We start from the raw sequence: 24,639 nt of genomic DNA, 5'->3' as shown, positions 1-24,639 counted from the left end.
TCGCAAATTCGGCCAAAGTGTCCTGAAAGAGGTGCTGTGAGGCGGGAGATTAAATTAGTAGATGCACCCTGATTAATTAACTCCCGACCAATTTTGGTTTGGGGTTTTTTTTTGAGCAATCGCACACCCTCACCACAAAGTTTCGCAAATTCGGCCAAAGTGTCCTGAAAGAGGTGCTGTGAGGCGGGAGATTAAATTAGTAGATGCACCCTGATTAATAAACCCCAGCCAATTTTGGCCGGGGTTTTTTTTGCTCGAAAGCTGGATTAGCCGATCGACCTACAACACCTCAAAAGACTGCACCTCAAGCACCGGGCCGATCATCGCAAAAGTCATCACATCTTTGCGGACTTCACCTTTAACACTGACTTTCAAACCAGCTTTTTTCAAGTCAGAAGGAGCATCCTTAAGTTCGTAAGTTTCCCCATCTTGGCCAACCAAAGCCCAAGTGCCCGGGCCTAATCCTTTACGTTCAATTTCGCCTTTGACAGTAATACTCATGCCGATCGCACCTCTGTTTTAATTGCTAAACGCGCCAGTCCGAAACACAGAAAAGCATTGACAATCAAAAATGTTTGTGATACCAAACCTGTGCCCAATCCCCAGACTGCGGGAGACACAAAAGCATTCACCGCTAAACTGCTGGCAAAACCGATCGAAATTGCGATCGCGATCCACTTCCACTGTTGATGTCCCAACAGCAAAGCAATCAAAATCCCAGGAATCAAAACGCTAGCAAAAAAGGGATTCAGCATACTGCTGCCATTAATTGCGCCGCCGAGTTCGGGAATAGAACTGCCCATCACCCGCATCGGCCACTGCGGCAAGTCAAATACAAACAAGTTCCGCAGGAAAAAGAACCCAGAACTACCAGCCATCAAGCCGCCGGAAAAGCCCCAAGTCCAGGCGAAGGGGAAATAATTCCGCATAAAGAAAGCCAGCAGGTAAGAACCGAGCACCATTGCAATTTTAGGCAACAGGGCGACTGCACCGCCATCAATCCAGAAACGGGGGCTGAGATAGCCGTTATCGCGCAGCCAGCGGAAGAAATCGCGGAAGTTGATTTGTCCGCGCTGGGCTAGCTGAACTGCGGCGGCTGCGTCTAGATGTCCTGAACCAAAATGGTTTAAGGGATCTTCAGTGACAGTTCGGGAGGACTGCAAGAGTACGCTGCGAATTTCGTCTGGTTCTGTGATGCCGGAAGCCTTGACAAGGGCTGCAACGGCGGCAACGTGGGGAGAAGCCATGCTAGTGCCTTGGTAGCCTTCAAAGACTTCGGCGCCGGTTTCCGGGTCGATCGTACTTTGCAGGATTTTGCCCATTTCTGAACCGCCGGGGGCTGCAATGTCAACCCCTGCGCCGAAATTGGAGTAAGAGGCTTTTTCGTCGTCGGGGCCGAGGGCGGAAACGCCGATGACGTGGGGATAGCGGGCGGGATAGGAAGCGGAACTATCGCCGGAGTTGCCGGCGGCTGCGATGATGACAACGCCTTTAGAGTGGGCGTAGTCGATCGCCTCTTCCATTAACTGACTTTCGCCACCGCCGCCTAAACTCATGTTGATGACATCTGCGCCGTTGTCAGCAGCAAATTTGATCGCTTCGGCGATGTCGGAAACCGTGCCGCCACCGCTGCCGCCTAATACTTTTAGCGGCATTAAAGCTGCTTCGTAGGCGATGCCCGCAACGCCGTAATTGTTGTTAGTTGATTGGGCGACAGTACCTGCGACGTGAGTACCGTGGCCGTTGTCGTCGTAGGCTTCGGCGCGATCGTTTACAAAGTCGTAGCCCGGTACAAATTTGGTTTCTTTTAAGTCAGCGACTGGAGTAATACCCGTGTCAATTATCGCTACTGTTGTGCCGCTGCCTTTGGTTTCGTTCCAGGCAGATTCTACGTTGATACTGCGGAGATTCCACTGCTTGGTATACATGGGGTCGTTGGGAATCTCGAAAGCGCTGTAGACGTAGTTCGGTTCAATGTATTCGGTATCTTTAGCCAAATTTGATTTTCTCAGGGCGTTTAGCAAAGTGCGATCGCCCTTAACTACATATACATTGTCGCCCGCTGAGAATTCGCTGTTGAGTTGCGGTGCGACTTGGTACTGTTGGGCGATCGCATTTACTTCTTTCGCAATCTCAGCAGCACCCAAATCTTCGCGGAAATCAAGCACAATCGAGTCGTAAGTGCCTTGAGTAGCAAGTCCTGGGAAATTAGAAATCGCCCAGCCGAGCCCGATTAAAAATAAGCACAGAAGGAAAAACTTTTTCATAGCCGATCGTCCGTTTAGGGAAGGCGTGTTCACCACAATAACCCAAATTTCACCGCCAGCGCCAGTTTTCCTTGCTGCGACTTGTGGATATCTCCCACGCGAGCGTTTGGTAGTTTTCGGCAGTGGCTGTTGCTAGAACCAAAATTGCTCTAATTTCTAGTTTAAATTGCAGAGCAAGTTTGAGGAGTTCAATTAATTGTATCATTAGAGAAGATGACAAACAGAACAAGCGAGTATTTTCAACAAGGGTATCGCATGGAAAGAGGTTTAATGTGGCTGCCGCTGCTGGCAATTTTTATTTCTCTAGCTTGGGCTGGATGGAACGAGTATCAAAAGCTGGAAGCGTACCGCGTCTGGGCAGAACAATTCGCTAAAGCCAAGTACGATATTTATGCTGTACTCGGTCAGCAAGAAGACAGTTTAACTTGGGGAAAACCTACTCGCAGCGGGCCTGTAAATTTGCAAACTTTTTCTTTAAAAGACGTGCAATCGCTGCGGTTATTAGTCAACTCTCAGGCAGTTGATTTAGACTCACCGCCGAATTCTGGAAGTCCAATCGCCCTCGAATTTTTGTTGAAAGATGCTGCTGCGGTGCAGGTTCCTTTTACAGAAATTCCTCTAGCGACTAAATGGGGAAAACACTTGCAGCAAGAATTGCAGCGCTTTAGGTAAAAACACTCTCTGGCGGCGCAGCGTATCAGATATGAACTCGGCTACTTGAAGTTACAAAAGTCTGTAAAACTGGTAGTAGAAATAGAACTTACGCAACAAATCCTTTGAACTGCCATCTATAGGGGTCAAGTACCCACGGATCACCCGGAGGACATGAGTTATTGCAGTAAGTAGTAGGAGTAGTGTCCCCGTGCCTAGCCCGCTCGTGTTCCGTGCGTACCTTACAGTTAAAGTTATTGACCGTAAGCATCCAGGATACAAGCCCCCGGATTCATCGGTCCAGAAATAAAAAATCTGTATCCGATCAACAAGCCCCCGAATTTATCTGTGGGGTCAATGCTTCAATCTAAAATCTAAAATCTAAAATCTAAAATAGATTGACCAGCGCGTCCTAAAACAGCTAAATTGCCAGCCCCCAAATCTGCGGAATGCAAACACAAGAATTTTTACAGCGCTATCAACAGGGAGAGCGCAACTTTGGTCACATTGACCTCAGTGGCGCTAGTTTAAGCGGTGTTAACCTGCGAGAAATAGACCTCACTGGTGCTAACTTGACCGGTGCTAATTTGAGCTGGTCTTTTTTAAGCAATGCCAAGTTGATAGGGGCTTGTTTGCGCCGCGCGGATCTTCGCAGTGCGGGGCTAGCTGGGGCGAATCTGAGCGGGGCAAATTTGAGCGGGGCAAATCTTGCTAAAGCGGATTTGCGCCTTGCTTGTTTGGCAGCAGCAGAACTCAATTGGGCCGCGTTCCCCGAAGCGGATTTGGGCGGTGCTAATCTTCAAGGAGTTAAATCTGACCAAATTAATTTTGCCGGGGCTAAACTCGATGGCGCGAAGTTGATGGCGGCGGAATTGATGGAGGCGAATCTCAACCGCGCCAGTCTTGTTGGTGCTAATTTAACGGGTGCTAATTTGCGGGAAGCGCATTTGGTGGAAGCGAATTTGCGATCGGCAATTTTAATCGGTGTAAATTTGATTGAATCTGACTTGAATGGCGCTCAAATGCGATCGGCAAACCTGACGGGCGCTGACTTGCACCGAGCTGTGCTGGCGGGGGCGGATTTGACTGAGGCGGTGCTGGATAACGCTGATTTGAGTCGAGCTAATCTGGCGGGTTCTTATTTATTGAAAGCGAGTTTTAAGAAGGCGCTTTTGCTGCGAGCTAACCTGCAAGGAGTGTATTTGCTGCGGGCGGATTTGAGCGAAGCTAATTTGCGAAGTGCTGATTTGCGGAAAGCTGATTTGAGCGGCGCTTATTTGATGGATGCGATTTTGGGTGAGGCGGATTTAAGAGAAGCTTGTTTGATTGAGTGCCGTTTGATTCGGACGAATTTGGAAGGGGCGCAGCTTACGGGTTGCTGCATTCAAAATTGGCAAGTTCAAGATGTCGATCTGTCGAGAGTTGACTGCAACTATGTTTTTACTGAGTTTGATTATACTGCGAAAGTTGCGGCAAATCGCTTTCCAGTCGATCGCGATTTTGAGTCGGGGGAATTGGGGCGGCAGCATCAAGAGGACAGTTCTATTGTGAAGGTGTGTTTTGATGAATCTCCTAATTGGGAGGCTTTGGTTTTTACCCTGCGTCGGGTGGAGTTGGAAAGCCGCGAACTCAAATTCAACGTTCAATTTTTTGAGTCTGCGGGAGAACAAAATTTACTGCGGTTGAGCGCGAACCGTTTGGTGAACGGCAAGATTTTGAGCGATCGCATTTTGGAGCTTTATCCAGATATGTTGGAAAAGGTTTTAGCCAAAGGTGCTGAAATTTTGAGTTTGCTCGACTTGGCTGTTCCTAGTAACAATGCGGAGCCGAGTCAGAAAGACGCGTTGCTTAGAAGACAGGAAATCTACCAGCGGATGGTGCACCAAATTTCGTTTATTTTGATGTCTCAGACGCCGGATAAATTCTCCGAAAGCGTGCAGCGACTGTTGGATTATTTGAAGCAGCAAGGTATCCCGACAGAGCAGATTCAAAAGAAAGTCATCAGTCAGGCAATCGTGCAGCGGGCGAAACAAGATCCGGCTTTTCGGGAACAGTTGCTCACGTGGGATAAAACGGCGTCCGATCACGTTCGTGGTTCGATGATGGGGGAAGCGGTGCGGTATGCGATCGGCCTTTTATCGGAATAAATCCATATGTGCGATCGGTACGGGAGATGTTCGCACGGTTTCTGGGACTTGCTGATTTACGGTATGAAAGGCTAAATATGCAACTCGTATAAACCATTAAATACAAAGCTTCGGGATTTTTAACTGATTTTTTTGATACCTTGATTAATCAACGCGTTTGTGTTAGCTCCTATACATTCTGTTGTATTGACAACATATTCCCTAGTTCAGAAATCACCAGGCTGGCGATCGCAAGCTCGATCGAGCTAGGAAGAGGAACATAATCTTCTTTGACTATTGCAGGACTGACGCCATTATCATAATTAGTAAGGTGCCTCAGATATCGAAACCCTCAATAACCGTTCCAGCAATTCATCTGACGCACCCTAAAATTAAATTTTAGTGTACCCGTTGGGTAACTCCTGTATTGTTAAAAAACGTTGCAATTTCATGATTATTATTTTTTCATTATTAAAATATATTTTTAATCTGACCAGGAGCATCTAGTTGTGAATAGTTCCAGCAATGACGGTAACTTTTTCGATCTAACTCCCAATTCTGATTACTTCAGGCTAACCCCAGGACTTTTAAATCCCTTCACCAGAGGACTGCGGGCTTTAGAAGGTAATGATATTGTGATTGGTTCGGTCTCTCCAGAATTGATCGATGGCGGTGGCGGTGAGGATTTGCTGTTCGGGGATGTCGATAACGATGCCCTCATCGGAGGTCAAGGAAATGACCTGTTGCGCGGCGGTCAAGGCAGCGACCTACTTAGAGGTGATGAGGGCGATGACATTTTGGCTGGCGACTTGGATGGAGACACGCTAGTTGGTGGTAGTGGCAATGATGGGTTTGTACTCCGAAGCGATCTAAATGCAGCAGCAGTAGATTGGATCGCTGACTTCGACGCTAGATTTGACAGCATTGGATTAACTGACAATCTCAGCGAAGCTGACCTAAATCTAGAACCCTCGGCAGGGGGAACTTTAATTAGGATTCAAGCTAATAACAGGATCTTGGGACAGGTGGCGAACGTTTCGCCAGAACAACTCCAGAATCGTTTTTTCTCTGCCGATTTCGTCTTAGATGACAACCTTAACAGACCAATAAATCTCGATGTCCTGAAAAATCCAATTCAGTCGCTCAAGGACTTCGTAGGAGAAGACGACTTACGAGATATTTACACTTTTACTACTACTAACACACCGAGCAGTATTCAATTGCAACTCAGCGGTTTGAATGGGGACGCTAATTTATTCTTGGTGAGGGATGCTAATCTCGACGGTCAACTGAGTCCAGACGAAACCGTCTCTGTCTCTGCCTCCCGCAATTCTGGAACTCAGTCAGAAGTCATTGAAAGTCGCTTTTCTGTACCCAGCAGATACTTTATCTTCGTTGAACAAGCTGTTCGGGGAGCTAACACCGGCTACAACCTGGATATCAATGTCCAGCCAATTCAGTTCGGGCTAAACCAAGCTATTCCTATTGGCACATTCAGCAGCAGAATCCAGGGTTCGTTGGACGACTTTGTTGAGGAAAAACAACCTGCGAAACTCTACAAATTTGATCTCCCACAGCCCAGCAACCTTCAAGTCAACTTGCGGGGAATATATCCAGGTACAGATGCAGATTTAGTGCTTTTTCAAGATGTTAATAACAACAATAAGGTTGATTTTGGTGAAATTCTTGGCGTTCCTCAACAGCAAGGCAACAATCCAGAGGAAATTTTCTTTAGAGGTTTGTCAGCAGGTAGTTATTTCCTCGGAGTCAATTCTTTTGCAGGCAACACGCGCTACAACCTCAGTATCTTAGCTGCACCGACAACAGATAATTTCAACAATTTGTTCGGCTACGGGCTGGTGGATGCAGCAGCGGCCGTTGCGGCTGCCACTGATAAACAGCAGTTGGATGCTGCTGACCCGCTCACCAGTACAACTAAGTTTAATAATATAGCGGACTTAAACCTGCTAAACGTTGCCCCAGCCTGGAAAGCAGGATACACGGGTAAAGGTGTTGTGGTTGCGGTACTCGATAGTGGCGTTGACTTGAGTCATCCCGATTTAAGGAGCAATATCTGGCGGAATCCTAATGAAATTCCGGGGAATGGTATTGATGACGATCTCAATGGAGTTAGTGATGATGTAAATGGGTGGGATTTTGTGGATGGCGATGCAAATCCCTCCCCAGATTCAAATGATCAGCGTGGGTTTCACGGAACTCATGTAGCAGGAATCATAGGGGCCCAAAAAAATGGAATTGACATCACTTCTCTCAATAACACGCTGGAAATGAATGGGGTGGCTTATGATGCTCAGATTATGCCGATTAGGGTGGGAGGTTTTGAAGATTTATCTGTTTCAAATCTCGTTGAGGGCATCCGCTATGCGGTAAACAATGGCGCAGATGTGATTAACATGAGTTTGGGCGGACTAGAGTTCCTCAATAACGAAGTACGGAAAGCCCTAGAAGATGCCAAAGAAGCCGGGGTTTTTGTGGTAATGTCAGCGGGAAATGACAGGGATAAACTCAACCCAAGTGAACCCAATTTTCCAGCATTTTATGCTTTCGACAATTTGGGAGTAGCTGTCGGAGCAGTAACAACTCCAGGTAAACAGGTAACAATTTTTTCCAATCCTGCTGGTTCGATAACAACAAATTTTGTGGTTGCTCCGGGCTATGAAGTCTTATCTACAGTTCCGATTACGCCGGGAAACGTAGAGGGTTATGGCATATTGAACGGAACGTCTATGGCTGCTCCCTATGTTGCAGGTGTAGTTGCTCTAATGCTTCAGGCTAATCCAAACTTAACTCCTGACCAAATTTTGGAATTTCTGACGGCAACAGCAAAACCTGAAGGAATTACCTCGGAAGTTCGTGAGACATAATTAAGAACTATTGGGAAATTTCTTGAACCCCGGTTTCTTGGACAATCCTGGACGCAACATCATCACAGACGGGGCAACCACGGGGGATTGCCCCTACATTTCACGGGCTTGTGCAGAGGCTTTGCGTCGAGGACTGTTGGAGAAACTGGGGTATTGTTTTTGTTTACCAATGTTGGCTGTGCAGCCGGCAGCCCGCTAAGGCCCGGACTTGCTCGTTAGCGTCGGAAACTGCAAGCCTCGTGCAGCAGGCCAAGCAATACCAACTTTTTCGGGAACAGTTGCTCACGTGGGAGAAAACGGCTTCGGATTGCGATCGTTGTTGGATAATGGGGGAAGCGGTGCGGTTTGTAATTACCCTTTTGTGGGAATGAATACACACAAAATCTTACCCCCTTAAAAATCCTCCAACCCGATCTCGATTTAACGGTGCGGTTAATTAGAATATAGTTCAGTTTCCTCCTTCAGAAGCTCACACAACTCATCCAAATCTTTCTTACTGTGTTCAATGAGTTTTTCACCTCGCTTCTCTAGGTACTCAATATTACTGGGAGTTGCGTTGTCGATTTGATCGTGACCATTATCGCTACTCAATTGAAGTTGAAAACGATAGTAGTTTCGGTTATTTTCTTTATCTCCTTTAGTCACCATTAGCTGATCGAGTTCATACGCAACCGATTCGCTTTGGCCATCTAGAACAACGTTAAGTAAGGGAATTGCCCATTTTATTTGACCCCAATTTTTTGCTTCTTTATACTTATATTTCTTAGTTAGTGATCCCGTACCCAAAGAAACAACAAGGGTCTCAGTACGTTGTAGGTCTTCACCAGTCTTTTTCTTGTAAGAAATCATTGCCTCCATCATTGCAAGTGAGGAAGGATTATTTGCAAAAATTCCGCCGTCTACCAAAGCGTAATATCCCTCATCGGTATGATGTCCCGTTTCGAGTTGGTAGGGTGGAAAGAATGTCGGTGCAGCAGAAGTTGCCATTGCTGCTTCCCACATTTTGAATCCCGTACATACTTTCCGGCTATCAAAACTCTTGATTTGCTCTGCGTCGCGATTGCTTGTAAAAAAAATTGGTGCTCTGAGTTCGATATCATAGCTGGGTATGAAAATTTCTCGTAATGCCTCTTCAACCTTAGCTTCACCTAAAAGATCCTTTAAAACTTGTTGCCTACCTTTTGGGTTGTGCTTGGGTTGTAGCAAATCATCAAAATCCAGTGGAACATACTCATTAAAAATCTTTTTTCCATATTTGCGATAGAAATTTACAAGTTCGGCAGCGGTATACTCTGGCTCACTATTGATGCTAGAGTCTGAGTTCTTTCTAGTTAAACCCAGTGCTAAAATTCCTCCTGTTGAAGTGCCTGCAATAAAATCAAACATTGTGGCTATGCGTTTTCCTGTGCGCTCTTCAATGTAGTTGAGAACGATCGCAGGAATAATACCCCGAATACCACCACCATCAATTGAAAGAATTCTTCTCTTGAATTTAGTACCCATCACACGTACTCCTTTAGATATTGCTTAAGTTTTCAAGCAAGATAAATGAAACAAACTCATAAAGCATCAAAATACCAACAACCAACGTCATCATATGGTTTCCGGTTGCCTCGGAATAAGAAAATCGAGTCAACAGTTAACACTCAACCATTGAGTTTTTGGCTCCCGACTAAACAGTCAACAGTCAACAATCATGAGGAGTGCAACCGGAATTGATATGAATCCAACCCGTTATTAGTGCGGTAAATTGCTGAGGGCGTGCCAAGTTCTGTAGCCGACAATTCCATCTTGCGGTAAAGCCTTGCTGAGTTGTAATTGTCGCACTGCTACATCTGTCATCGCCCCGAAGAATCCGTCAATGAATCCGAAATAGTATCCATTGATTTTCAAGACATTCTGAACAATTTTAACCGCATTACCAGAACTGCCCTTCATGACGACCGGCATATTCACAGGTGCACCAGAGTATAGTGCTTCCCAAGTGATAGGGCCGATAATCCCATCTTCTTTTAAAAAGACGCGGTGTTGATAGCCTTTGACCGCGTTTTGAACTTGGATACCGAAGATACCGTCAATCGGGCCAAAATAATAACCCCAATGATATAGAAGCTGTTGTAGTTCCTTGACAGCTTGACCTGTTGAACCCATTTGTAAAGTGGGTTTGTTTACTCCCGTGGTTTCAGCAAATGCCAGAGTTGATTGAGCAGTAGTATCGGCGACGAGAGCCATAGTTTCATTGTTCAAGCTTCTTTCTTCGGTGTACATAATGTGCTTCCTCTCAACATTTAAGTTTTGGTGTTTGATATTTCAGGTATAACTGGTGGAATTTGTGGATGCACAGTCACTTTTTCGAGTGTCACTCATTTGAGTGTCACTCGTTTGAGTTAGTCCCAGTGTTAACTGTTAATATCTCTTCCGGCTGCGCCCGAATGATATACAGAAAGAATGTTAAGAGTGCAAGGAAGATAAGTTATGCTTAAACGTCTAAAGTTGGAGCTTCCTCAAACTCCAGAAAGAAGACCAGGCATGATTAATTTTCGGAGGTGTCTAAAGGATTGTTTCTACTTACCAGTCTTGGCTGCGTAGCCGGCGACCCGCTAATGCCCGCACTTGCTCTTCTGCGTCGGAAGCTGCAAGCGATCGCAACAAAGGCACAACACCCGGATTTTCCGGATAATGTTCGATAATCGCTTCAAGTGCTGTAAATCTGGGATTGTAAGGAAAAGAACCGTTTTGATTGTCAACATCGCTCAAAGCTCGATCGCGCAAAAACTCAAACATTCCCGGCTCGTCTTTCCATCCCCGCATTAACTCTACCAGGGCGATCGCCCGCACCTGCGAATCTTCATCCTTTTGAGATCTACTTTTGAGCCACTCGAAAGTTTGAGACTGATTTGTCCGCCCCCGGGCTAACTTTTGCAAAGCGATTTGCCTGACAGCCGGACTCTCATCGCCCTCTGCTTTAGCCTCCAGCAGCATCCAAGTTTCCGGATTGTCTGGCCATTTGTAAGCGAGTTCAAGCACGGCTGCTTGCCGCACCAGCGCTTCCCCAGAATCGAGCTGAATTTTCAGCCAAGGCAAGGTTTCCGGGTCGTCGGGCCACCCCCGCACGATCGCCCGCACCAGCACGCTCAGCAGATGAGAATCTTGCTCTGAATCGACCAGGCTTTTGAGGAAAGGCAGCGTCTCGCCCCGGTGAGACCAGCGTTTTGCGATCTCTTCCACCGCCGTTTCTCGGACGTTGAGGTGTCTGTCTGACTCGGCGAGATTTTGCAACCAGCCAAAGACTTCGAGATTTCCTGACGCCAGTGTGGCGACAGCCTCCACTACTACTTGCCGCACAGTCCAGTAATCCTCGGAATCAGCTATTTTTTGCAGCAGGGGCAGGGTTTCTGGGTGGTCGGGCCAACCTGCGGCTATCTGTTGTAGGGCTATTTCGCGCAGGTCGGCGTCGCGATCGCCCAATGCTATATTTTTCAAAAAAGTCAGAGTTTCGGGGTTCCCGGGCCAGCCAGACGCTATTGCTTGCACTGCTGAGCGCCGGACACTTGAACTCGCGTCGGACTCGGCTTTAGTTTTCAGCAGCGGGTAAATGTCGGGTTCGTCGGGCCAGTGCGAAGCCAATTCTTCTAAGGCTGCTGTCCGCACTTCTTTGCTGCTGTCGGATTCGGCTAGGGTTTTCAGCAGCAGGCCAACGTCGGCTGCGGCGGGCCAGCCCGCTGCCAACTCCCGCACCGCTACGGTTCGCAGGATAGAACTTCCTGTCTGGGCAAGGTTTTTGAGCAGGGAGGCCGTGCCTAAAAGGCTGTGCCAACCTCTGGCTATTTCTTGCCACGCACAGACTCGCACTCCCAAATTTTCGTCGGATTCGGCGGCCTTCCTCAGCAGCAGCAAGGTATCTGTGCGATCGGGCCAATTAGAGGCAAACTGTTCGAGTGCTGCGGTGCGAACTGCGGGACTTTGATCTGACTGAGCCAGGGCACTCAGCAGCGACAAGGTATCGCTCGTGTCTGGCCAACCACAAGCCATTTCTCGCACACAGGTCGATCGCACTGCCCAGCTTGGATCGGATTTGGCGAGTTTTTTGAGCATCAGGTAAATTTCTGGCTGATCTGGCCAACCACGGGCTATTGCTTCGACTGCTGTGGCTCGGACTTCGCCACAGTCGGTGGAGTGAGCGAGTATTTTCAGCCACGGCAGGGTTTGCGGGTCGTTTTTCCAAGTTTGGGCGATCGCCGTGATCGATCGATTGCGAATTTGATAAGTTTCCTGCAATTCCTGAGCGCTTTGGTAAAGAATCAGGAAACCCGTACCGTATTGCGATAACTTTTTTAAAGCGTTTAACAGTTTTTTTTCGGTTTTTTTATTAACATCATTTTTCACTTTTAACAGGCATTGCGCTGCTAAAAACAAATTAATAAATTTTTCTTGTTGACCGTTTTGAGCTGTGAGATATTCTATAATTTGGCTCGCTGTTTCTTTGTCGAGCCTAGCTGCAATTTCTCTGAGGACTTCGTGCAAAGATTCGTCCCGCCAGTGCTGGCCGAAAACTTGTATGTTGAGTTCGCCCCAAGTCAGTTGACCGATTTTGAGTTGGGCATGGATTAACTCTGCTACAGTCTGGGGATTATTTTCGGAAACAAGTTTTTTTAGCAACATACAGATACCCTGCCCCTGAAGTTTGTTTGCATTGACCATCCTCGCATCAGCTCGGATATTAGTTGAGATTTTGTGAGCGATGCTGGAGTATGGAGCCAATCGACTCTATTTTATACGAAAAATACTGAGTCGGGAGGGCCCCAATGCAAAATCCGCCAGCACCCACAGAAATGTTAGGTGGTGGCGGATGGCGATCGAACAATTAAGCCGCTGAATCTAACTAACAGCTACTTGGACGCGATCGGCTACAACCCGAACCGCAAAAGTAGGAATCTTTACCGTTTCATCATCCAGACATTGCCCGGTAGTGAGACTAAAGTTTTGCTTGTAAATGGGAGAAGCAACTTTGAGAGTGCCGTTGCGATCGCCCACAATTCCCCGCGACAAAACAAAAGCTTTGCTAAACGGGTCGTAATTGCTAAGCGCATAAACTTCATCCCCGTTTCCCACTCGGAAAATCGCCACTTGTTCGCCTTTAACTAAAGCGCAAACTCCAGTATAAGGGGCGATCGCATCCAGAGAACACACATCAACCCAAGTTGTTACTGTATCCGAAACTTGTAATGATTGAACCATCTTCTTTTCCTGTTATTTTACTTCAATCTCATTCCCAGTCTCCGGCTGGGAACGTAGGTTTCGAGGCTCTGCCTCACGGTTTGAGGATACCTCGCCTCGCGGAAGGAGGCAGAGCATCCCGGAATTCATTCCCAGGCAGAGCCTGGGAACGAGATTAATTTACTTCAATCTAGTGTTCTTGTTCCCCACTTATTAAGGGGGGCTAGGGGGGATCTCCGGGTTTCCTAGGCTCTGCTTGGAAACCCGATTATATGGGTTATTCCGAAACTCCAGCCAGAGCCTTTTCATGTTCGTTAGCCGGCCGCGTTTGTCCCCGTTCCGCAACACGAACAATACTCGGATCAGGCAGATCTGAATTCACAAAATGCTGGAACCGCTGCACCTTTTGTGGGTTTTCAATCGTGGTTTTCCACTCACATTGATAAGTATTCACTAAATGTTCCATCTGCGCTTCTAATTCAGCACAAATGCCCAGAGAATCCTCAATTATTACCTGTTTCAAGTATTCAATCCCGCCCTCAAGTTTGTTCAACCAAGTAGCAGTGCGTTCTAATCTGTCGGCCGTGCGGATGTAGAAAACCAAGAATCGATCGATATACTTAATCAGGGTTTCCTTATCGATATCCGTCGCCAGCAAAACCGCGTGCTGCGGCTTAATTCCGCCATTGCCGCACACGTACAAATTCCAGCCGTTTTCCGTAGCAATGATCCCAAAATCCTTGCTTTGAGCTTCCGCGCATTCGCGAGTGCAACCAGAGACAGCAGATTTGAGCTTGTGGGGCGATCGCAAACCACGATACCGCAATTCAACTTCGATCGCCAAACTCGTTGAATCCTGCACCCCAAAGCGGCACCAAGTGCTACCCACACAAGATTTTACAGTACGCAGAGCCTTACCGTAAGCGTGTCCCGACTCAAATCCCGCATCAATCAACCGACGCCAAATATGCGGCAATTGATCCACCCGAGCCCCAAACAAATCAATCCGTTGCCCGCCAGTAATCTTAGTATAAAGCCCAAAATCCCTGGCAACTTCACCCAAAACAATCAACTTATCGGGAGTAATTTCTCCCCCCGGTATTCGCGGCACCACCGAATAAGTACCATCGCGCTGAATGTTTGCCAAAAAGTAATCGTTCGTATCTTGCAAACCGACGTGAGACTTCTCTAAAATATGGTCATTCCAAGTAGAAGCCAGCATCGAACTAACAGCAGGCTTGCAAATTTCGCAGCCCTTACCTTTGCCGTGTCTTTCAATCAACTCCTCAAAGGTTTTAATCTCTTGAGAGCGCACTAAATGGTACAATTCTTGACGAGAATATTCAAAATGTTCGCAGAGATTATTTTTGACTGCAAACCCAGCTTTCTTCATCTCCAACTTGAAGATATCCGTCACTAAAGGCACGCAGCCGCCGCAGCCCGTCCCAGCTTGAGTGCATTTCTTGACGCTGGCAACATCGGTTAAATTATGCTCGCGAATCGCTGCACAAATCTGCCCTTTGGTAACATTATTGCAAGAACAAATCTGAGCAGAATCCGGCAAACTGTCTACTCCAAAACCCGCCGCTGCTCCCCCTTCTCGCGGTGGCATTAACAAATCTTCGGGATGCGGCGGTAGAGCAATTTCATTTTGCATGAATTGCAGCAAAGTGCCGTAAGCCGAAGCATCTCCCACGAGAATTCCGCCTAAAATCCGGCTACCGTCTTGATTTAAAACTAATTTTTTGTAAATGCCTTGGAAGGTGTCAGCGACAACAATTTCTTTAGCATCGCCCGACTTGGGAAAGGGATTTCCAAAACTAGCGACATCCACCCCCAATAATTTGAGTTTAGTGGACATATCCGCACCTGTAAAAGTGCTTGTGGGACGGGCATCTTGCCCGTCATCCGCTACACGGCTAAAAATATCTGCTGCTACGCTTGCCATTGTATACCCAGGCGCAACTAAGCCGTAGATGCGATTTTGATACAGGGCGCATTCTCCGATCGCATAAATGTCAGGATCGGAGGTTTGGCAGCTATCATTAATCAAAATGCCGCCGCGTTCACCTACTTCTATACCGCAACTTCTGGCAATTTCGTCGCGCGGGCGAATGCCAGCAGAAAAGACAATCATATCTGTTGCCAATTCCGAACCGTCAGCAAAGAGCATTTTAGTAACTTTACCATCTTCGCTAACAATTTCTGTTGTAGATTTGCTGGTGTGAACCGAAACCCCCAACTCTTCTATTTTGCTGCGGAGAATTGCCCCGCCAATCTCGTCAACTTGCACGGGCATCAGCCGCGATGCAAACTCAACAACGTGAGTTTTTAGACCCATATTTTGCAGAGCATTAGCACACTCTAAACCTAACAAGCCGCCGCCAATTACTACGCCTGTTTTGCAATTTTTAGCGTAATCTGACATCGCTTCCAGGTCGTCAATTGTCCGGTAAACAAAAGTTCCTGTAGCGTCTTTGCCTTTAATTGATGGCACAAATGGATAGGAACCGGTTGCGAGAACAATTTTGTCGTAGGGAACTTCTAAACCGTTGGCTGAAGAGACTATTTTTTGTTCCCGGTTAATGGCGACTGCTTTGTCGCCGATGTGAATCTTTATGTCATTTTCGTGATAAAATCCCGGTGCAACTAAAGATAAATCTCCCGCTGTTTTGCCAGAGAAAAATCCGCTGAGGTTTACGCGATCGTAAGCAACGCGCGGTTCTTCACAAAAAGTAATTAAATTCCAGTGTTTGGCAGCATCCGAGCTGACCATTAACTCTAGGAACTTGTGACCTACCATGCCATTGCCGATTACAATGAGGTTTTTTTTGGCTGTCATTAGAATCTCTTTTATCCCGTTTATCAGTCGTTGGGTTTATTAATATAAGACTTTATTGTAAATTTTTGTACTTATATATACAAAAAATGGATGTTTATGCAATTGTCGAATACTCCCGATTGCATTTTTGCATGATGTGTGCGATTTTAGATTTTAGATTTTAGATTTTAGATTTTAGATTTACTCTACAGTTAATTTGGGTGGGTCAGTCGATTTTAGATTTTAGATTTTAGATGTACTCCACAGTTAAGTAGGATGCGTCAAGTAAGTCTTTTTGACAAAAGGATTAACATTTTACTGTGACGCAGCTTACAGTTTTCTAATTTTTAATTATTATTTAAGCTCCCATGCCGGAATACTGCTTCAAGCCCTGTCGCCACAGCCAGCGATTCCACACAAAAAACACCGCACTCCAACCCAACATTACCAACAAACCGCGGCCTAGATCTACGGGTAATCCTATCAAGATAGAAGCGGGAAAATGAATCAAATAAGGAAACGGCGTCCACAAAACTACTTCGCGCACCGATGCGGGAAACACTTCTAGTGGCGCGATAAGTCCCGATAAAAACAGGTAAATTAAAAACCAGAATTGCTCGATCGCACTTGCCCTCTCCAGCCAAAAAGCAAACAGCGCAAAGGTATACTGTATCAAGAACCGCAAGCAAAAAGCAAATATAATAACTAGCAAAAAAAGCAAAAATCTCCCAAGACTTGGCAGCCAAAAAGCCTGCGGGTAAAGTGCAAAAAACAGCAGCACTAATCCGCATACAAACGGCAGCCTCGCAAACCTTTCGGAAACGTGAGATGCGAAGTGGTGCCATACGGGATCGAGAGGCTGCAACAATCTATTAGATAGCCTGCCTTGCACTACTTCCTTTTCAAACTCCCAAATTACCCAAACTACATTTGTTTGCCTGACAATGAAAGCCGCTAAAAAATAACGGGCAAAGTCGATCGAATTCAGCCCAAATTGACCATTTTTGGCCGCCTGCATCCAAACACCCATCAAGATAAACGGCAAAGCTCCCGACAGCGCCCACAAAAACAATTCCGCCCGGTATTCGAGCATATAAGCGTAGTAGGTAACTAGCAAAGTTTTAGCAATTTTGATGAATTTTGTCATATCAATTGTAGATTTAATTTTTGGGGTTAGCAACGGGCATCTTGCCCGTTGCACAAAACATTGAAACTCTAGTGGAACAGATATCTTGCCTGTTATGGAGAATGAACACAGCCAAAAACATTACACTTTTCCCGTGCGAAAAACTCGACCAATTACCTCTTCAATTGGCGGATCGGTAACAGTCAAATCTATCACGTCCAAGTCCGCCAAAATCTTCGCCACGCTCACCGTCAGCTCTTCCCTTTTCACCAAAAACCGCACCGATTGTCCCTCAATAGATTCTACATCCCCGTAAGCAAAAGCACTATCTTTTGCCAGCGGTTTAGCTAATTTTACCTGAACTTCCCGATAAGGCGCAAACCTATCGAGTAATCCGTCTAAACTGCCATCATAAACTAATTGCCCTTCATGAATCAATAAAACGCGCTTGCATAAAGCAGTAATATCAGCCATGTAATGACTCGTCAACAGCACCGTTGCTTGATAGCGCTCGTTATATTCTCGCAGAAATTGCCTGACGCTAAACTGTGCGTTTATATCCAAACCTAAAGTCGGTTCATCTAAAAATAATACCTCCGGCTGGTGCAGCAGAGCCGCCATCAGTTCCGCTTTCATTCGTTCGCCTAAAGAAAGCTTTCTTACCGGCTGATTTAACTTGCCTTCTAGTGACAGCATCTCTGTCAATTCTCCGACTCGCCGTCGATAATCTGCATCGGGAATGCCGTAGACTGCGGCATTAATTCGCAGAGAGTCAAGCACGGGTAAATCCCAAATTAACTGCTGTTTCTGCCCCATGACTAACGTGATTTTTTGCAGAAAATCTGCTTCCCGACGAAAAGGAGTACGATCGCACACACTCACCGTACCCGCAGACGGATAAATCAAACCCGTCAGCATTTTCAGCGTAGTAGTTTTGCCCGCACCGTTAGCACCTAGAAACCCCACGACTTCCCCCGGTTCAATACTGAAAGAAACGCCCTCAACTGCTTTGATATTGCGGTAGGTGCGACTAAAAAAGTGTCGCACTGTTCCTTTAAGCCCCGGTTCTTTAATCGCTACCGGATAAACTTTGCTCAAGTCTTCAACTAAGATAATTGGCATCGGCTCAAATTTTAACTTTTATTTTAATCTAGGGTATTTCCATCAGGCTTGTGCCAAGATGGAGCGATCGACCTGTCTAGTAGGGTGCACCAGCGATTGCTCGATCGCGAGTGAGAAAGTAACTGTGTTCTGCCGCACCCTACTAAGCTGTAGAATATTGCACAATATCCATGCTCACATCGCACAAAGTTTACAACTATGGTACTCACCCCAGATAATTCAGGCATCTCTCGTTTGGTAGGAGACAATTCTCCTGAAAATATTACACTTGCACCAGGACAACTTGCTAGTTTTCCTGGGGGACTTTGGATGGTGGGCGGCAATGATACTGTCACGGGATCGTCAGATGCAGAACGGATTTTCGGCAACGATGGTAAAGACAGTCTGTTAGGCGGTGTCGGCAATGATTCTATTTACGCCGGCAAAGATGATGACGATGTTTTGGGAGAAACTGGCGACGATTTCTTGACAGGAGATAGAAATAGCGATTTCCTTGATGGGGGTGCGGGAAATGATTTGCTGCGCGGAGGACAAGGTGTTGATTTGTTAGTGGGCGGAGACGGCAACGATACTTTAATTGGCGACAGAGATGTGGATATTTACAAAGGTGGTGGGGGGAGCGATGTCTTTGTTTTTAGAGTCGATCAAGCGGGAATCAGAGTATTTGGGGTTGAAGTTCCTGACGCGGTAATTGTAGATTTTGATAAGTCTAGCGATTCGATTGGAATTAGTGTGGAATTTACCAGCAGCAATATCTCCTTGGAAGAGGTAAGTTATAGCTTGAACGATCCGAGACTGCTGCTGATCGATCCTACAACTATAACGGGGGGAACGAGTTTGTTAGCCAAGGGTGGCATCTCGCAGCAAAGTCTCGATCCCGATGGCAACGGCCGTGTGGAAGCTACTAATATTAGATTCGGTTTTACTAATGCTTTGTTAGGTACTGTTTTGAATGTGATCCCAGCCGATTTAAACGGTCGTTTTATTAATGCTAATTCTTTGCTTTAATTCGTTGCTTATATATCTATAGTAGGGTGCGCTAGGCGCACCTTACCCATTAACCATTATCTAACTCACTGTCAAAACTGCGCGATAGCGTACTTGATTGTCGCGGACTTTCTGAATTGCTTCATTCGCTTGTGCGATCGCAAAAACTTCGACAATCGGCTCAATCTCAAACTGCTCTGCAATTGACAGCATTTCATTAATCATAGCGCGACCGCCGATGAGAGAAGTCACAATTCGGCGTTGCTTCATCAGCAGGGGAAACAACGGAATGCTCAAAGGTGCATCCGGGACTCCGACGAAGGCAAGCGCACTGCCAGAATCGAGAAAATCAATGTACGGAGCCCAATCTAAAGCAGCAGGAACTGTGCTCAACAAAATATCTAATTTGCTGCTGGGAGCTTGAGGAATTTCACCTTTTCCTACTACAATAGCTTCGTCCGCCCCCATTTTATGTGCAAATTCTGCCTTATCTTGGGAAGTAGTAAAAACTGTAACGCGGTTGCCTAATTTTTTCGCAAACTGCACTGCCATGTGTCCCAAACCGCCGATGCCAAGAATGCCAATTTCTTGCCCGGAACTCATCCCTGCATTCCGCAAACCGGCGTAAACCGTAGTTCCGGCGCACAACAGCGGCCCCGCTATTTTGGAATCGATGCCTTTGGGAATAGGAAAAGCAAAGCGGGAATCTACCATCAAATAATCGGCAAAACCGCCGGGGCCTGTAACAATTAATCCCTGGTTTTCATCGCAGAGATTTTCGTTACCGCGCAAGCAGTCGCAGCACTGCAAACAAGACGACCTTTGCCAACCGACACCAACGCGATCGCCCACTTTTAAATGAGTCACTTGCGGCCCTATTTCTGCCACTTCTCCGATAACTTCGTGGCCGGGAACGAGGGGATATTTGGATTGACCCCAATCGTTGTCAATCATGTGCAAGTCAGAGTGACAAATGCCGCAGCTTAACACTTTTATAAGGCATTCATGTACTTTTGGAGGTTCGACATCGAATTTGTATTCTTCAAGCAATCCGCCTGTTTTTTTAACTGCTAGTGCTTTGATTTGCATTGTGTATTTCCTGGTTTGTTTGCCATTATAGTGTTCGGGCCGCTTTCCCAGTCTCTTTCTTTAGTTGTATATATTCAAGGGAAGCTTCCACGAGGAATCAGGCGCGTTACTAATAATTTGTCCGGTGCGCCCTGGGTACTTTACTAATTACCAATTATCCATTACTAATTAGTCTCACAACTTGCCTTTTTCCATTGCCCACTGCATCAAACCGGGGAACAACCGATAAGCTTCCGATGCCAAAAAAGCAGGGCCGACGGTAACTTCTGCACGCTGATTTTTCACAGCATCCCAGATAGCTTTAGCAATATCTTCTGGCTGAGTTGCCCACTCAGATTTCAGCATTTTGCTCATTTGCTGGCGGCGCAATTCGACTGCGGGTTCGTCTCGATCGCGAAATTGAGCTCTTTCTAAAAAATCGCTGTTAATCAGGCCCGGATGCACGGCGCAAACGTGAATACCTTGAGGCGCTAATTCCAATCGCAAAGTTTCTGTTAAACCGGTTACTGCATATTTGCTGGCACAATAAGCAGTCATTTGAGGCAAAGGCATTTTGCCACCAATGGAACCCACATTGACTATTGTCCCTGTTTTTCGTTGCAAAAAATGTGGCACAATTTCTTGAATTGTGTTAACGCATCCCCAAAAATTGGTATTCATTAATTGCTGCCAGTCTTCGGAGGTAGTGTGCTCGATCGCCCCCGTGAGACAAATGCCAGCATTGTTAACTAAAACATCGATTTGGCCGCAGGCATCTAGGGCTTTTTGGACGATCGCGCGCACTTGTTGAATGTCGCCAACATCCCCAGGAATAGCTACAGCGGAAGTGCCTTCTCGCTGCACTTGAACCGCTGCTGCTGCCAATCTCTCTGGCTGGCGAGCTACCATAACTACATCGTAACCTTTACTGGCAAATAAAATTGCTGTTGCTTTGCCGCTTCCTTGAGAAGCGCCTGTAATCAAAACTGTAGGAGCCATAGATAGTTATAAATTGTAATATCAATTCCGGCTGAACCGGAATTAGTGTTGACTGTTGACTGTTGACTGTTAACTGTTGACTGTTGACTGTTGACTGTTGACTGTTGACTGTTGACTGTTGACTGTTAACTGTTGACTGTTAACTGTTTGAATAATACCGATGCAACCGGAAACGAGATGATTCGGACTTGTTTGATGTTGAATTTTGTAGGCGGGTTCGGAAACAATAATTGCCCATAATATACAATTTCATAGACCCGCCCTGCCCCTACTATACATTAATATTTCTTGGATATGGGAATTTTTTAAGAATGGCGATCGTTTTTTTTTTAACGAACAACGAAGACGCGAAGGACGCGAAGGAAGAGAGGAGAAGAGAAGGGAAGAGAAAGTCTTCAGAAAGTGTTCAGCATTATGTGAAAATTGCTATATAAATTTTCCCAATGCCCAATGCCCGATGCCCAATGCCCAATGCCCAATGCCCAATGCCCAATTCCTAAAAAATGAATCTTCCGAAACAAGCACCTAATTGGTCGATCGCCCTAGTGTTAATTATTGGCGTTTTAGCCGTCTCAACTTCCTCCATTTTAATTCGTCTCGCTAACTTTTCAGCAGGGGCGGGCGGTTTGGGTTTCAGTCTGGTGCTCGCGGCCTCTCGTCTGACTTTATCTGCTTTAATTCTGCTTCCGGCTTGGCGAAAAATTCAGTGGAACGCCCTGCAACCGGGAGCTCGGCGCTATGCTGCTGCTGCGGGTTTGTGTCTCGCCCTGCATTTTGCTCTCTGGATTACCTCACTTTCTTATACTTCGATCGCCGCCTCGACTGCTCTCGTCACCACTAATCCTGTCTGGGTAGCGCTTTTGTCGCGCTTCTGGTTCGGCGAAAAACTCAGCAAAATGTCGATCGCTGGCATTACTATAGCCCTGACTGGGGGAATGGCGATCGCTCTCGGAAGTGCGGGCGCAGCCCATGCTGGCAGCAGCCAACTGCTTGGCGATTTCCTTGCTCTGGCTGGTTCCTGGGCTGTCAGCTTGTATTTGCTGCTGGGCCGGGAAGCTCAGCGGCGGGGACTGGGAATTGGTGGCTATATCGCGATCGCCTATACTATTGCTGCGATCGTCCTGCTGCCTCTCCCCTTCGCCTTCGGCACTACTTATACCAATTACCCCCACATTGTATATTTTTATATTTTGCTAACGGCCGCTTTGCCTCAGTTAGTCGGCCACACCATTTTGAACTGGGCCGTAATGCAGATTTCCCCAACTCTGGTAACTCTTGCCATCTTGTTTGAACCGGTTGGGGCGAGTTGGTTGGGTTATTTGCTGTTTGGGGAAGTGCCCGCGCCGGCGGTACTCGCAGGTGCTGCGGTGCTGCTGTTCGGGGTAGCAACCGCTACCGTCGGAGCAAAAAAAATTACTGTCAACAGTTAAGAGTTAACTGTTTTCGACATTGCCACTACACTTGCCGTGAGTCAGAATAAAACAGATTAGGGCTTAAAAACCTCAATAACTCATCAGTGAAATATCGATTCAAAACTATCAAAGCTCTCAGTAATGACTAATAATACTCGGCTGCCTTTAGGAGAATAAAATTATGCTGCCAGAACAACTACAGCGGATCATCGGCTACTTTATCGAAGAAGCCACAGAACAGATCCAAATTATCGAACAAGGCTTGCAATATCTGCAAAATACCATGCCAGCTCCCCAAAGAATACACCAGCTCATCCGAGCCTCGCACTCGATTAAAGGGGGAGCAGCTATGCTCGGATTTAGCAGCATTCAGCGCATTGCTCATCGGTTAGAGGATTATTTAAAGCTGCTCAGAGAATGTCCGATCGCCATTGATAGCAGGCTACAATCGCTCTTAACCGAAGTTTTTGATATTTTAGTAGCCCTTGTGTCCAAGGTTTCTAAGGGTTTTGGGCTCAACCACGAAGACGCAAGCCAAATGCTCTCCCTCGCCGAACCGGTTTTTGACGAACTCGACGCTTACCTGAGATTGCGAATTCCCACTCGCCTGACTGTGAGAGCTACTACGGACGAACATATTCACGTTTTCTCCGGTTACTGCACCTCCCTGAGCGAATTTTCCTCGGCTATTGCTTCGCGCGTCGGTTTGCTCGGAGGCACTATTACCCGCCACGATCGGGATAGCCAGGGCCTACGCCTTTGTATTGACATTTACCTGCCGCCTTACACCAGGATCGAAAACATCCGCCAAGCTGTCGAACTCTCCGGCGCTATTATCGGGAATGTTCAGACGCAGCGCGACTTTTCGCTGCTGGCGACTGCGGATTATCCGGTTTACCAAAGTGCGATCGAACCTCCCGCAATTTGCATCGGATGCCGCTACTATTACGGCAGAAGCGACGGCGGCTACCTGCTCAACTGCACGATCCATCCCCGCGGCCCGGAAACAGAAGATTGTCGCGATCGCGAACCGGAATAACCGCTGAAAACTCAGCCCTCGGAAGCACGATTTGCCACCCGAAAAACTATTCTGAAACCAATATTTTCCCTGATTTTTTTCACATTACCCTCTGCCAAATTCTTTTTAAGTTCCTAGATAACTAGATCTTTCTCTCTTAGACAACTAAATCCTTCTTCCTTCTGAAACCTCCCCTAAGAATTGATACCGCAACTCGAATTAATTGCATCATGCTTGCAGGATGAGCGATCGCCCAGACATTGATTGTCAGACAAGTGATTGCCATAACTAGCAAGATGTATGTCGGAAGCATTACTACTCCGATCGCGAACCAGGTAAAAACGTGAAATATCATTGCTGTAGCCCAAAGGCTGGCGACAACTACAGACGCCAAAATTTGCATTCGAGGTCGGTTTAGTCCTGTCAAAATCGCTGTCTGCAAAGTAGTCAGCAAGTTTGCTGGAACTAAAAAGGCACAGATAGCTATGCAGTAGGTATGAGAAAATTCAGTAACTGTATTGAAGTCGATCATCAGTCTAATTGTCGGGCCTGTTGGGTATACTTAAAGAGCTTAGCGTGACTTGACTTTCAGATCTTGTCACCCTTACCTTAACTTAAGATTTCAGTAAGTAGGCCGCTCTGGAGACGCATTTCTCTCCCCCTTTTCCGGCAGCTAAAATTTTACCACAAATATTAAAGTTTTGGGGGAATTATTAAACATACTTGAAGAATGGCAACAATTGCTATGATAATTAACATCGGGAAGCGATAGTATATAAGAGCCAAGTCGGTACAATTTATAGAAGGCTGAGGCTGGTCGAACAGCAAAAAATACGGCAGGCTGATTTTCGACTCAATCATTTTTGATTCGCTGATTCTCGCATGATGGATTCTCAGTGTTCGTCAAGGGATCGAGCCGTTATGCGATCAAATAATATGA

The 24,639-nt window shown here is 46.5% G+C and carries 19 protein-coding genes; 6 read left to right on the top strand and 13 right to left on the bottom strand.

The window, feature by feature from the left end; translation table 11 throughout:
- Positions 1 to 279: 279 nt before the first annotated feature.
- The 3 genes from QUB44_RS22785 to QUB44_RS22775 are packed head-to-tail and all read right to left on the bottom strand — an operon-like array spanning position 280 to position 2,472.
- Positions 280 to 501 (bottom strand): hypothetical protein, encoded by a 222-nt coding sequence (locus QUB44_RS22785; protein ID WP_333085886.1) that lies wholly within the window; start codon positions 499 to 501, stop codon positions 280 to 282.
- On the bottom strand, positions 498 to 2,267 hold the full coding sequence (locus tag QUB44_RS22780) for a S8 family peptidase (RefSeq protein WP_333371002.1): 1,770 nt from the start codon (positions 2,265 to 2,267) through the stop codon (positions 498 to 500). Before QUB44_RS22780 ends, QUB44_RS22785 begins: the two co-directional genes overlap by 4 nt.
- A 49-nt stretch (positions 2,268 to 2,316) precedes the next feature.
- Positions 2,317 to 2,472 carry a hypothetical protein gene (locus QUB44_RS22775; RefSeq protein WP_333162258.1) on the bottom strand — a complete coding sequence of 52 codons (156 nt, stop codon included), beginning with the start codon at positions 2,470 to 2,472 and terminating at the stop codon, positions 2,317 to 2,319.
- 50 nt (positions 2,473 to 2,522) lie between these two features.
- On the opposite strand from QUB44_RS22775, the gene QUB44_RS22770 reads away from it, so the two are divergent.
- The 3 genes from QUB44_RS22770 to QUB44_RS22760 all read left to right on the top strand — a co-directional run bounded on the left by QUB44_RS22770 (position 2,523) and on the right by QUB44_RS22760 (position 7,929).
- The gene (locus QUB44_RS22770) at positions 2,523 to 2,939 is read left to right on the top strand and encodes a hypothetical protein (RefSeq protein ID WP_333371004.1); all 417 of its coding nucleotides are present in this window, start codon (positions 2,523 to 2,525) and stop codon (positions 2,937 to 2,939) included.
- 428 nt (positions 2,940 to 3,367) lie between these two features.
- On the top strand, positions 3,368 to 5,065 hold the full coding sequence (locus QUB44_RS22765) for a pentapeptide repeat-containing protein (protein WP_333371000.1): 1,698 nt from the start codon (positions 3,368 to 3,370) through the stop codon (positions 5,063 to 5,065).
- 488 nt (positions 5,066 to 5,553) lie between these two features.
- Positions 5,554 to 7,929, top strand: a complete 2,376-nt coding sequence (locus QUB44_RS22760) for a S8 family serine peptidase (RefSeq protein WP_333370998.1) — start codon at positions 5,554 to 5,556, stop codon at positions 7,927 to 7,929.
- Between the two features lie 432 nt (positions 7,930 to 8,361).
- Here QUB44_RS22760 and QUB44_RS22755 read toward each other — a convergent pair whose 3' ends face one another.
- The 7 genes from QUB44_RS22755 to QUB44_RS22725 form a co-directional block, all read right to left on the bottom strand.
- The gene (locus QUB44_RS22755; RefSeq protein ID WP_333370996.1) at positions 8,362 to 9,432 is read right to left on the bottom strand and encodes a patatin-like phospholipase family protein; all 1,071 of its coding nucleotides are present in this window, start codon (positions 9,430 to 9,432) and stop codon (positions 8,362 to 8,364) included.
- 234 nt (positions 9,433 to 9,666) lie between these two features.
- Entirely contained in the window at positions 9,667 to 10,197 is a 531-nt protein-coding gene (locus QUB44_RS22750) for a peptidoglycan-binding protein (protein ID WP_333370994.1), read from the bottom strand.
- Between the two features lie 300 nt (positions 10,198 to 10,497).
- Positions 10,498 to 12,591 (bottom strand): HEAT repeat domain-containing protein, encoded by a 2,094-nt coding sequence (locus QUB44_RS22745; RefSeq protein WP_333370992.1) that lies wholly within the window; start codon positions 12,589 to 12,591, stop codon positions 10,498 to 10,500.
- A 216-nt stretch (positions 12,592 to 12,807) separates the two neighbouring features.
- Positions 12,808 to 13,167: a nitrite reductase small subunit NirD gene (gene nirD, locus QUB44_RS22740; RefSeq protein ID WP_333057424.1), complete on the bottom strand. Its 360-nt coding sequence runs from the start codon at positions 13,165 to 13,167 to the stop codon at positions 12,808 to 12,810.
- Between the two features lie 256 nt (positions 13,168 to 13,423).
- On the bottom strand, positions 13,424 to 15,988 hold the full coding sequence (gene nirB / locus QUB44_RS22735) for a nitrite reductase large subunit NirB (protein WP_333370990.1): 2,565 nt from the start codon (positions 15,986 to 15,988) through the stop codon (positions 13,424 to 13,426).
- 337 nt (positions 15,989 to 16,325) lie between these two features.
- Entirely contained in the window at positions 16,326 to 17,114 is a 789-nt protein-coding gene (locus QUB44_RS22730) for an ABC-2 family transporter protein (RefSeq protein ID WP_333370988.1), read from the bottom strand.
- A 120-nt stretch (positions 17,115 to 17,234) separates the two neighbouring features.
- Positions 17,235 to 18,215, bottom strand: coding sequence for an ATP-binding cassette domain-containing protein (locus QUB44_RS22725; protein WP_333370986.1), 981 nt, complete (start codon positions 18,213 to 18,215; stop codon positions 17,235 to 17,237).
- A gap of 198 nt (positions 18,216 to 18,413) precedes the next feature.
- Here QUB44_RS22725 and QUB44_RS22720 point away from each other — a divergent pair, with 198 nt between their 5' ends.
- A complete protein-coding gene (locus QUB44_RS22720) occupies positions 18,414 to 19,223 on the top strand; it encodes a calcium-binding protein (RefSeq protein ID WP_333370984.1) in 810 nt (269 codons plus the stop codon).
- Positions 19,224 to 19,283: 60 nt separating this feature from the next.
- Here QUB44_RS22720 and QUB44_RS22715 read toward each other — a convergent pair whose 3' ends face one another.
- Together QUB44_RS22715 and QUB44_RS22710 are read right to left on the bottom strand one after the other, a co-directional pair.
- Complete coding sequence (locus QUB44_RS22715) at positions 19,284 to 20,291, bottom strand: NAD(P)-dependent alcohol dehydrogenase (protein WP_333370982.1); 1,008 nt, start codon at positions 20,289 to 20,291, stop codon at positions 19,284 to 19,286.
- A 174-nt stretch (positions 20,292 to 20,465) separates the two neighbouring features.
- Positions 20,466 to 21,269 carry an SDR family oxidoreductase gene (locus QUB44_RS22710; RefSeq protein WP_333370980.1) on the bottom strand — a complete coding sequence of 268 codons (804 nt, stop codon included), beginning with the start codon at positions 21,267 to 21,269 and terminating at the stop codon, positions 20,466 to 20,468.
- Positions 21,270 to 21,772: 503 nt separating this feature from the next.
- Between QUB44_RS22710 and QUB44_RS22705 the strand changes: the two genes are divergently transcribed.
- Together QUB44_RS22705 and QUB44_RS22700 are read left to right on the top strand one after the other, a co-directional pair.
- Positions 21,773 to 22,699, top strand: coding sequence for a DMT family transporter (locus QUB44_RS22705; RefSeq protein WP_333370977.1), 927 nt, complete (start codon positions 21,773 to 21,775; stop codon positions 22,697 to 22,699).
- A gap of 163 nt (positions 22,700 to 22,862) precedes the next feature.
- Complete coding sequence (locus QUB44_RS22700) at positions 22,863 to 23,720, top strand: Hpt domain-containing protein (protein ID WP_333370975.1); 858 nt, start codon at positions 22,863 to 22,865, stop codon at positions 23,718 to 23,720.
- Positions 23,721 to 23,856: 136 nt separating this feature from the next.
- On the opposite strand, the gene QUB44_RS22695 is transcribed toward QUB44_RS22700, so the two are convergent.
- Positions 23,857 to 24,231: a hypothetical protein gene (locus QUB44_RS22695; RefSeq protein WP_333370973.1), complete on the bottom strand. Its 375-nt coding sequence runs from the start codon at positions 24,229 to 24,231 to the stop codon at positions 23,857 to 23,859.
- Positions 24,232 to 24,639 lie beyond the last annotated feature (408 nt).

The sequence above is a fragment of the Microcoleus sp. AT3-D2 genome, assembly GCF_036705715.1.
Taxonomy (GTDB): Bacteria; Cyanobacteriota; Cyanobacteriia; order Cyanobacteriales; family Microcoleaceae; genus Microcoleus.
This window is presented reverse-complemented; position numbering and strand designations above follow the sequence as displayed.

Excerpts from the sequence above, each read along its gene's own strand:
- QUB44_RS22730 (WP_333370988.1), bottom strand. The coding sequence starts at position 17,114 with ATGACAAAATTCATCAAAATTGCTAAAACTTTGCTAGTTACCTACTAC.
- QUB44_RS22755 (WP_333370996.1), bottom strand. The coding sequence starts at position 9,432 with ATGGGTACTAAATTCAAGAGAAGAATTCTTTCAATTGATGGTGGTGGT.
- QUB44_RS22725 (WP_333370986.1), bottom strand. The coding sequence starts at position 18,215 with ATGCCAATTATCTTAGTTGAAGACTTGAGCAAAGTTTATCCGGTAGCG.
- QUB44_RS22780 (WP_333371002.1), bottom strand. The coding sequence starts at position 2,267 with ATGAAAAAGTTTTTCCTTCTGTGCTTATTTTTAATCGGGCTCGGCTGG.
- QUB44_RS22750 (WP_333370994.1), bottom strand. The coding sequence starts at position 10,197 with ATGTACACCGAAGAAAGAAGCTTGAACAATGAAACTATGGCTCTCGTC.
- QUB44_RS22770 (WP_333371004.1), top strand. The coding sequence starts at position 2,523 with ATGGAAAGAGGTTTAATGTGGCTGCCGCTGCTGGCAATTTTTATTTCT.
- QUB44_RS22785 (WP_333085886.1), bottom strand. The coding sequence starts at position 501 with ATGAGTATTACTGTCAAAGGCGAAATTGAACGTAAAGGATTAGGCCCG.
- QUB44_RS22695 (WP_333370973.1), bottom strand. The coding sequence starts at position 24,231 with ATGATCGACTTCAATACAGTTACTGAATTTTCTCATACCTACTGCATA.
- QUB44_RS22720 (WP_333370984.1), top strand. The coding sequence starts at position 18,414 with ATGGTACTCACCCCAGATAATTCAGGCATCTCTCGTTTGGTAGGAGAC.
- QUB44_RS22705 (WP_333370977.1), top strand. The coding sequence starts at position 21,773 with ATGAATCTTCCGAAACAAGCACCTAATTGGTCGATCGCCCTAGTGTTA.
- QUB44_RS22745 (WP_333370992.1), bottom strand. The coding sequence starts at position 12,591 with ATGTTGCTAAAAAAACTTGTTTCCGAAAATAATCCCCAGACTGTAGCA.
- nirB (WP_333370990.1), bottom strand. The coding sequence starts at position 15,988 with ATGACAGCCAAAAAAAACCTCATTGTAATCGGCAATGGCATGGTAGGT.
- QUB44_RS22700 (WP_333370975.1), top strand. The coding sequence starts at position 22,863 with ATGCTGCCAGAACAACTACAGCGGATCATCGGCTACTTTATCGAAGAA.
- QUB44_RS22710 (WP_333370980.1), bottom strand. The coding sequence starts at position 21,269 with ATGGCTCCTACAGTTTTGATTACAGGCGCTTCTCAAGGAAGCGGCAAA.
- nirD (WP_333057424.1), bottom strand. The coding sequence starts at position 13,167 with ATGGTTCAATCATTACAAGTTTCGGATACAGTAACAACTTGGGTTGAT.
- QUB44_RS22775 (WP_333162258.1), bottom strand. The coding sequence starts at position 2,472 with ATGATACAATTAATTGAACTCCTCAAACTTGCTCTGCAATTTAAACTA.
- QUB44_RS22715 (WP_333370982.1), bottom strand. The coding sequence starts at position 20,291 with ATGCAAATCAAAGCACTAGCAGTTAAAAAAACAGGCGGATTGCTTGAA.
- QUB44_RS22765 (WP_333371000.1), top strand. The coding sequence starts at position 3,368 with ATGCAAACACAAGAATTTTTACAGCGCTATCAACAGGGAGAGCGCAAC.